The organism is Mesorhizobium sp. M7A.T.Ca.US.000.02.2.1 (genome assembly GCF_003996995.1).
Classification (GTDB): domain Bacteria; phylum Pseudomonadota; class Alphaproteobacteria; order Rhizobiales; family Rhizobiaceae; genus Mesorhizobium.
Genome location: NZ_RZTT01000002.1, coordinates 57,540 through 66,642 on the forward strand (window position 1 = coordinate 57,540; position 9,103 = coordinate 66,642).

Annotated in this window: 6 protein-coding genes and 3 pseudogenes; 5 read left to right on the forward strand and 4 right to left on the reverse strand. The window is 58.5% G+C overall.

Going from position 1 to position 9,103, the window contains the following annotated elements; all coding sequences use genetic code 11:
* Positions 1-167 precede the first annotated feature (167 nt).
* Positions 168-2,234, forward strand: a complete 2,067-nt coding sequence (locus EOD15_RS00550; RefSeq protein ID WP_126057629.1) for a hypothetical protein — start codon at positions 168-170, stop codon at positions 2,232-2,234.
* Positions 2,231-3,286: a hypothetical protein gene (locus EOD15_RS00555; protein WP_126057630.1), complete on the forward strand. Its 1,056-nt coding sequence runs from the start codon at positions 2,231-2,233 to the stop codon at positions 3,284-3,286. The genes EOD15_RS00550 and EOD15_RS00555 overlap by 4 nt, the downstream gene beginning before the upstream one ends.
* A 606-nt stretch (positions 3,287-3,892) precedes the next feature.
* Here EOD15_RS00555 and EOD15_RS00560 read toward each other — a convergent pair.
* Together EOD15_RS00560 and EOD15_RS00565 are read right to left on the reverse strand one after the other, a co-directional pair.
* Complete coding sequence (locus EOD15_RS00560) at positions 3,893-4,951, reverse strand: class I SAM-dependent methyltransferase (protein WP_024504268.1); 1,059 nt, start codon at positions 4,949-4,951, stop codon at positions 3,893-3,895.
* A 57-nt stretch (positions 4,952-5,008) separates the two neighbouring features.
* Positions 5,009-5,229 (reverse strand): annotated as a pseudogene (locus EOD15_RS00565) (insulinase family protein); the annotation flags it as partial.
* Positions 5,230-6,283: 1,054 nt separating this feature from the next.
* Here EOD15_RS00565 and EOD15_RS36455 point away from each other — a divergent pair.
* Both EOD15_RS36455 and EOD15_RS35610 read left to right on the forward strand, forming a co-directional pair.
* Positions 6,284-6,649 carry an extracellular solute-binding protein gene (locus EOD15_RS36455; protein ID WP_245454714.1) on the forward strand — a complete coding sequence of 122 codons (366 nt, stop codon included), beginning with the start codon at positions 6,284-6,286 and terminating at the stop codon, positions 6,647-6,649.
* A 398-nt stretch (positions 6,650-7,047) separates the two neighbouring features.
* Positions 7,048-7,266: pseudogene (locus EOD15_RS35610) on the forward strand (helix-turn-helix domain-containing protein); the annotation flags it as partial.
* Here the strand turns inward: EOD15_RS35610 and EOD15_RS00580 are convergent.
* The gene (locus tag EOD15_RS00580; RefSeq protein WP_127322442.1) at positions 7,263-8,000 is read right to left on the reverse strand and encodes a hypothetical protein; all 738 of its coding nucleotides are present in this window, start codon (positions 7,998-8,000) and stop codon (positions 7,263-7,265) included. The pseudogene EOD15_RS35610 and the gene EOD15_RS00580 sit on opposite strands and share 4 nt — an antisense overlap.
* A gap of 432 nt (positions 8,001-8,432) precedes the next feature.
* Here EOD15_RS00580 and EOD15_RS36460 point away from each other — a divergent pair.
* Positions 8,433-8,627, forward strand: a pseudogene (locus tag EOD15_RS36460) (DUF459 domain-containing protein); the annotation flags it as partial.
* Positions 8,628-8,696: 69 nt separating this feature from the next.
* Here EOD15_RS36460 and EOD15_RS00590 read toward each other — a convergent pair.
* Positions 8,697-9,103, reverse strand: a 407-nt coding sequence (locus tag EOD15_RS00590; protein WP_185928962.1) for an FAD-dependent oxidoreductase, incomplete at its 5' end; no start/stop codon positions are given.

Below are 9,103 nucleotides of genomic sequence, written 5' to 3' on the forward strand. Positions count from 1 at the left end.
AATGGGTTACTCTTCTGGGACGAGATCACTGAGATTGCCGCCTCCGCCGAGCTCGGGCTAGATTTGGAAGACTCTCTTCTGATGCTCCAAGCGGCGCGCTTCGTCGAGATAGACGGCCTCACGAAGGCAAACTCGGCTTGGCGCATTAAGGTAAGGGACGAATAGAGATGGAGAATCCGTTCGGCCCCAACAGGATCGAGTACGAAAGTCGCCCGATACTGTGGTTCAGTCAGAAGTCGGCCTTGATTTCTGCCGCCGCCAAGCCGGTCTTCGTCGCAGGGACGAGAGGCAGCGGCAAGACCAGTATTCTTCGCTCGCTTTCCACAGTTCATATCCTCGAAGACAAAAGTCTCGCGGACCAAGTCGGCAAGCTCGGCTGGTATGGCGTCTTCTTCCAGCTCAATGAGACATTTTCGCCCCTAATCGACAACGCGGTTCTGAACCTCATTCCGGAGCGGATACGCTTCGACACGGCCGCCGTGATCCCGCGGCAATTCGTAATCTTCTCTCACTATCTGGAGCTGAAGATAGTCGAACGCCTGCTCGAGAGCATCAGCCAGCTCAGACGCGACAGCCACTTGAAATACCGGGCCTCTGAAGATAGGGACGTCGCCTTGGCACTGCATCGCGAAGTGCTGCACTTCATACCCCAACCTGCCCGTCTCGACTTCTTCAGCATAGATGAGCTGCGGGGTGGGATAACCCGGTACGTCGACGAATGCTTCAACGCGTTCTTCTTTGCCGCCGATGAGGGAGCGACCGGCTTCAGAGCGACAGACCCTGGCGCGATCATTAACAAGGTCGCGACCGCGATCACCCCACTTTTAAATGGCCCATCTTTCGCCGGTGACAGGGCGCCCTTCTTCAAGATCCTGATTGACGACTGTGAGGCACTGACACCGCTCCAACAGCAGTTCCTGAACACCTTGGTGAGGAAGACGCGCGGCAATGTGAAATGGGTCCTCGCCTACATCGGCGGCCTTTACGACACGATCCGGACGATCATACCCGGCCAGTCGCTCTCGAATGCTGACCGGGACGTCGAGAATCTTGATTCAGTCGATCCGAGGGAGTTCGCCACGCTGTGCGAGAACGTGTCGTCGCTTCGGCTCTACTATGCGCTTCCTGACCATCTGCGGAGTGATCTCAAGCGCAACGATGCGCTCAGCGCGTTTTCGCTCAAAAACCGGCTGGGGCGGCTTTCCGTCAATGACATCATCGAGCGGGTTATCATATCGGGTCATTCCGAGGGCAGAGAAGAGCTTGTGGCACTCGCTGATGCAGCACGTGAATTCCTCTCCGTGAATTTGAGGACGGCGGATCAGCAGCAATTCCTTCTTGATCGAAAAGCGCGCCCTTATGCCGAAGGGCTGGCGCTCGCGCTCATGAACCCGGAAATCAAGCGCCGGCCCATGAGCAAGGCGGATGCTTCAAATCTGAAGAGGTCGATCGCCCGGAAACAGGGATGGGCTTTTCTGAAAGCGTGCCAGATGCTGCGTCTGCATGACTACCCGTACGTAGGGCACCAGATCATCACATCATTGAGCGACGTCTGTATACGCGATTTCCTTGATATAATGGGAGAGATCTTCCGCCGCAGTGTTCCGAGTTCCAGTGATCCACGAAAACTGGTGGAATTCATCAACTCGGATTTACAGATTCATCTCGAACAGCAGAGACAGGCTGTGAACGCCGCCTCTCAACGGAAGCTTGATGGACTTCAGGCGCTTTCACATCCGTACGAAGAAGAGAGCGTGCGCATGGTGCGGGCGTTGGGTTACCTGACCGCTCGCCTCCAGACAGAGTTTGCCGAAGAAAATGCTCTAGGAACGACAGAGAGAGGCATTTTCAGGGTTGATCTAAAGGAAATGCGCTCGCTGGTGAACCGACTGGAGCAACCCAGCGGAAAACTGGACGAGGTCCTGCGTCGGGCGGAAAGGGATGGGTTTATCCGGGAGGTCTCCGCCGCCGGCAACTTTGAGGTGGACCGCGCCGACCCCGCATCGAAGGAGATGCTGATCAGATTGCATCGGCGATTTGCACCTTACTTCGGGTTCTCCTATCGCGGCCCGTACGAAATCAACACAATCCCTGCGGCGCAGATGGTCGACCTGCTTTTTACCAGGCATCGGCTCCCAGAAGACTGGGCCGACTCGGTGTTTAAGGAGCTCGTCGCGCGGCCCGCACTCAAGACCGAATTCCAGCACTCGCTTTTCGAGAGCGATCTCGAATGACCGCTTCAACTGTCGAGTATCGAGTCTTCGGCCATCTGGCCGTCACTGAGAAGGCGAGAGATGCAGGTACCTGCGAAACGATGGAGGCAGATATCGCGATCGTCGCGCTTGGATGGGAAACGCGTTTCGCCGCGTTCGAAAACCATCTTGACCTGAAGGTCGGCAAAATCGTGGTTCTGGACTTTGCTCTGAAGGAAGCGAACGTCCCAGCCGTCGAAGAAAACCGGCGAAAGCTCATCGCTATGGGTACCCGATGGGGCGTCGAAGTGACTGCGATCACCCTCGAGCCTTCCATCGAGTATCAGAAGAACATCAATCTCCTCGATCACCTGCTCACTCAGATGGCCGCTTCATGTGGCTCATACGAAGGAAGCCTGCGGAAGGTTTTCGTCGAGTGCTCGACGATGCCGCGAATCTACATCCAATGGCTGATTGCGGTGGCATTCAAGAAAATGTCGATTCAGTCTCTCGAATTCGGGTACGCCGAAGGTATCTACGGGAACGCGATCGGCAAAGAGGATTTTTCCAGCGGCTTGGACCGATACGTCACCGTCCCTCATCTTCAAGGCAGCGGAGGAATGGGCGAAGAGAAAGTCCTGCTCGTGGGGATCGGAGGAGATGCCGACGTATTCTACGGATTGATCGATATCGTCAGTCCGGAACGGATCTCGCTCCTCGTCCCAAGAAGCGAGAAGAATGCGCATATCGATGCTTTGCTCGATCAACAGGTGGCCAAGGTACGTGAAACCCACCGGCTCGAAGATGGCGAAGTTCGCGACATCCAGGCTTTCGGGCTGATGGCCCACCTCGATGCTTTCGAGACGTATCTCGACGGGTTCGGCTCGCGTGCGGTGGTGAACGTTTTTGTCAGCGGCCCGAAGGTTCAGGCCATCGCTGCTGCCGTGCTCGCCTGCTCCGACAGCCGCGTCCATCTCAAGGCACGAATTCCCACCTCCTATGCCCATCGTGAAGTCTCAGCGAATGGGCGGTATCATATCTATAGGCTGATTGACCTGACATCCCCTGCCTGCAGCCTTCCCGGGACGTTCTGACACGATCTTGCATTCGAGTAGCATCATGGTCCCAGTAGCCGTTCCGCCAAGCCTTCAGCGCATGTTCGTGTCGCCCGATCCGGTCGATGGGGGACTAATTCCCACTTAGAAGCTGCTCTACATCAGATCAGGGGAAATGCAGACTGGCAGAATTCCATAATTAGCGACTCAAAACATATACTCAGGCGAGACTGTTTAGCATAGAAATAGTGAGCGCTCTCCAATATGTTAGGCTCTGTCGCAGTAGCGCAACAAGCTCAGTCTTTGGATGGGTGGTATGAGGATGAGACGACTGAATGTGTACAGGCTCAGTCATTTTATCGAGGCTCTCGTTTTTGTCGTAAGCGCGTTCGGTGCGACGTGGCTTACCAGCTTTGTGAACGCGCCATGGTGGGCATATGTGATTATAGCGGCCATCACTATGGGCATGTTCGTAGCCGTGCGTCGGGTCCTTTCTGAGCCGCAACGTATGGGACTCTTGGCACACAACTCGGCAGCGACCTCTGCGTGAACCCAGGCGCCTTGAAAATGTCCCCGATGCGTCCGGATTTTTGGCGGTGATCTTCAATCAAATGCGATGAGCTGCAATTTCTGGCGACGGCCACGCTAAGGGCGGGCCTCCAGCACCATGTTGAACGGTGTCTCCGCGGCGCGACGCAATCGCTTGAAGCCGCCGCCGGTCACAACCTTGCGCAGCCTCGCCTCACCGGCCTGGGCTCCAAGCGCGAGCCCGACTTCCTGCGACACGGATGCGGGCGTGCACACGAAAGTGGAAGCGGCATAGTAAACGCGGCCGACGGGATTGAGGTTCGCCGCCAGATGATCATGCGCGAACGGCTCGACGATCATCCACGTGCCGTCCGGCTTGAGCGATCCGTGGACATGGGTGGCGGCGCCCGTCGGGTCGCCCATGTCGTGAAGGCAATCGAAGAATGTGACGAGGTCATACGTTCCGGGATAGCTCTTGGCGGCCGCCACGTCGAACCGCGTGTTAACGCCGACGCCGGCTACCTCGGCCGCCTTGCGGGCGCGCTCAATCGAGGGGGCATGATAGTCGAAGCCGACGAAGCGCGAATTGGGGAAGGCCTGTGCCATGAGCACGGTCGATGCACCATGACCGCATCCAACATCCGCGACGTCCACGCCGCGTTCGAGCTTCTCGACGACGCCCTCCAAGGCCGGCAGCCAGGAGTCGATCAGATTGGCATTGTAGCCTGGACGGAAGAACCGTTCCGTACCGCGAAACAGACACGCGCTATGATCGTGCCACCCGACGCCCTTGCCGGACTGGAATGCCTGCCTCACCTTTTCTTCATCGAGCCACAGCGCGGACAGGAACTCGAATGCGCCTGCCATGAAGGCCGGGCTGTCTTCATCAGCGAACACCAGCTCTTGCTCGGCGTTGAGATAGAATTTGTCGCTCGCTTCATCGTAGTCGACGTAACCCGCCGCCGCCTGCCCGGAAAGCCATTCCCTTACGAGGCGTTCCTGGGTGCCGGTGCGTGTCGAAAGTTCGGCGGCCGTCATCTTGCCGCCTTCGCGCAATGCCTTGAACAGGCCGAGTCTGTCCCCCAGCAGGACTCCCGCGCCCGTTGCGATCGCACCGAGATCGCCGACCATTTTCCCCAAGAATGCGTCCAACTTTTCCTGATTCGCTTCAGACATCTGAATCTCCCTTTGGGTTCAATCTCTCCAGGCGACGGAGCCGTGCTCGTCATGAGGCGCCTTGAGCATCAGATGCTCGAAGACATGCAGATATCCCCGGCGGCTCATCCGCGCTGCCGATCCTGCACCAGACCATATCGGTGACGAGCGGCGCGGTGGTCGGGAATGACAGCCACCTCCATGCCGTTGAAAAGCAGGAAATCCGTCACTTTGCCCTCGTCGGTAACCGGCGGAGCCGGAGTGGTCGTCACCAGGGCAAGCCCTGTTGCAGCAGGTATCCTTGGGCAGCCTGTCAGAACATCGATGACTCCGGTTGTGGTGCCGGGGCGGGCGATCAGGGGCCAAGTGATTGTTCCGCGGCGGCTGTATGTTGTGGTAAGGTGATCATGCGAACTCTTGTTGGTCGGTCACGTGTTTTGCGGATGACCCGCATGTACTGTGCCAAATGAGAAAACCATTCAAACGCAATCCAGTAGATCTGACTGTATCCGACATTGTCGGAATTTGGACATCGCCGAACGCGAAGCGCTCGGGGCTTGTGACGATACTTGAGCGTGCTGCTTCGGAGGAGGGATGCGCCTCGAACCGGCCGCGAGGCCTTTTTCTGGCAACGGATATTCCGGCCGGGTTAGGCCGCGAGGAAAGCGACGGTGAATAAGAGGTAGAGGACCAACCGTTTTGAGCGGGTAGTTGCCGTGTTGCGCCCCCAGGCAAAGGCCAGCACCACGGAGCAGTATTTCTGGTGGCGATACTACATCGCCTTTAAGTGCCGGTTACCCGTTTTTACCCAGTTGGCCTGGTGCATTCAGAGCGAGGTCGTTGGAAACCGCTTATTGTGGCTATGAGCAAACTCGGGATGGAGGAGTGGACCCAAAAATTGGCAAAATGCCCCAGGGAGGATTACATGGGTCGCTCATTCCCCGTACTCGTTACAGGTGCGCGTCGCTACGCAAACAGCTTGCTTTTGACTTGGCGTTTCTTGCCGTTTCGGCATCGCTCACTAATTCGGCCGCTGCCGACACCGTGAACTGGCGTCAATTCGAAGGGACCAGCATAACTTGGGCCTACGACATCCACCCCTATGCGGATGCTCTCGCTGCGCAACTTTCCGGAGTTCGAGAAGCTGACCCGGCATCAAGGTCACGCCGGAACTCTACCCAGACGATTCTTACTGGAACAAGATGACGATCCAACTGACGACGAAGTCGCCAGCATGGGATGTGTTCGGCACTGGCATTCAGCCCGCGTAGGACCTCGCTCCGAGTGGCGCCTGCTGGACAAATACCTGAGTGATCCGAAGCTTACCGATGCTGGATACGACTACATTCGGACATGATCAAGAAGTGCGCGGCTCCTTCCTTCGCCAATGATAACTGGAACCAGGTCGTGGACGGCATCTCGTCCGGCCGCACCGCGATGACGATCGACTCAAAAATGTTCGGCTTCTGGAACGATGTTGCGGGGAAGCCGGCATCCGGCAAGATCGCCTTCGCTCCGCCGCTGCACGCACCGAGCGCCACGAGCTTGGATTCTGACATCTGGATCTGGGCTCTCGCCATGAACGCGGCTTCCGAAAAGAAGGGCACGGCCTGGCTGTTCATCCCGTGGGCCACCTCCAAGCAGGTGGCGCTCAAGGGTGCCCTTGCTGGCCAGCTCGTCAATCCGCCGCGCACGTCGACCTGGCAGGACGATACCTAGACTAAGTACGCTTCGCAGCCCGAGTTCAACAACTTCGTTGACAGCTTCAAAAAGATACAGGATCAAGCCGCGCTGGCTTTCACACCGCGTGTCGGCTTCGGCGAAGCCATGAACGCATGGGCCGTGGCGATGCAGAAGATGGCAAACGGCGATGACGTCGAGACGACGTTGAGGGCGCTTGCCGAAGAAATCCGCACTGGCCTCTGATCAAAAGGAACAGGGCAGTACTATTGCACTGCCCTGTTCCCGCCAACGGCGGAGATCACGCCGTGTCACCCCAAGCACTTAAACCCAGCGTGCCGATGGCAGGCGAAGGCCCTGGCGCGCGCGCCTCGTCCGGTTCGGCTTCGCTGGAGGGGCGTTCCATCGACTGTTTCAGCCTTGCAATCATCCAGGCGCTGGCCAAAAGCCAGATGGAGCGCCGGCTCAGGAACCGGCGCAAAAAACTCGAGCCTGCCGGCGCTGATCGAGCTGGTGCTGGCGCGGCCGCTGGTGTCGGCAGGCCTGGTCGCGGCCGAGCTGAAAATTAGCCAGCGCGCTGCGCTCGGGCTGGTGCCGAACTCGGCATCCGTGAGGTGACCGGCAGGGGGCGCTACCGGGCGTGGGACCCCGTTTAGCTGCGGCGGGCTTTGGCGAAAGCGACAGCACTGATGATTTTTGCTGTACGCTCATTCTCCCTCATCTGCGCGTTGACAGAAAACCAGCAGGCGAGGGTCACAGCACGCTGTGCTACCCGCGATTTCCGGAAAACCAATGAAAAACGACTTTGATCGATCGCGCGGGACGTATCATTCAACCATGTCGAGAACGGGCGTGACGGCACGTACACTATGGACCGAGAGAACTTTGTCTGGCGACTTTGCGCACGCCTGCAGAACTCTTCGGAAAACTTCCTTCTGTTGATCCAACGATCGTAATGAGCTGGAGTGGCATCGCCGCTCTCCTCGGTTCTTGCTCTCTCAGTTGAACTTGATGCTAGCCTGCACGAAAACGCCGTAGCGCTTTGCCTTCCAATCGTCGGCCTGCGGGGAACCACGACCGCCCATTGCCTCTTCGAAATGAGCGGTGCCGTTATTCGCCACGGCCGCAACATCGCCTCGAGCTGGACGCCATGCCCATCGCCGTCTTCGGGAATTAGCTTGATCTTGGGGCGCATGTGGTGCTGATCTTTGCCGTCGAGCCGCGTGAAGAGGAACGCCACGTCACCAGAAAGGCTGAGTCGCTCGGTGAGTTGCGTCTGCCCGGCCAAGCCGAGTCGCAGCGAATGCCAATCGTTGTCCTGGCTGATGAGGTTGAAGTAGGTGGGACGGTTGGCACACAGGTTCCCCAGTTGGTCGCCTGCTGCGTGCAACCGAAAGCGTCGTAGCTCTCGTGCCAGAAATTGTTGCCAACAAAAGCACCGATGCGGTAGCGCGGTGAATTCAAGAAATTATATCCAAGATCGGCGGTGAAATAGCTGACGCCGCCCCCGCGCTGATCACTGAATGTGTTTGAGTAGCCCCCCATTTCCGTAAGAAGTCCTCGTCATGAGAAAACCCTCCCTGATGCCGCCCGCACCGAGGAGGCCTTTACGAAAATGCCAGTCGGATTGTGGATCGCGTTGAAGAAGACTTCACTCGAATGCGCGTCTAGATCGTCATAGGTGAGCCGCGAGACCAGTGACGTACCTTTATGATTGTAAAGTTCCTTCGATGCTTTGCCGGTACTGGGCCAGTAGCGTAGTCCACCCTCGAAGGAAAAGACTGAGGCCGCCGACCCGGCTACCGACGCCGACTCGCAATCACCGGCATTCGACGGCGGTTCGGAACTTCTCGGTGCCGCAGCGCCGGCCAAGCCGGACGGGTCCGGTGAAAAATTCGTCGTCGAGGGCAAGGCGCCCGCTGCTTCGCCCGGCCGCGCCGACGATTTTTCTTGGCCGCCAAGGCGGCAGCCTGCGGCCGGGGCCACAACCGAAACGACCACGGCGATCAGTCCGTAAGCTGCCCGGGGCAGCGGAAGGGCGGAAAGCGCCTTCAGGTGGCCGCACAAGTAGGGTCTCGAGACGGACTCAGCGCGGCAGCACGCTCGATCCCATCAGCGCCTCATCGATGGCGCGCGCCGCCTGGCGGCCCTCGCGGATCGCCCAGACGACCAGCGACTGGCCGCGCCGCACGTCGCCCGCCGCATAGAGCTTTTCGACGCTGGTCCTGTAGTCCCGGTCATTGGCCTCGACATTCTTCGAGCGGCGGCTGTCAATGGCGATCTTCATCTGGCCGGCCAGTTCCGACACCGGCCCGCGAGCGGCTGGCCCGGCAAAGCCGATGGCGATGAACGCGAGATCGGCACGAATGACGAATTCGCTGCCGGCGATCGGCTTGCGCTTTTCGTCGACCTCGCAGCATTTGACCCCGGTCAGCTGGCCGTCTTCGCCGATGAACTCGAGCGTCGCCACCTGAAACTCGCGCTCGGCGCCTT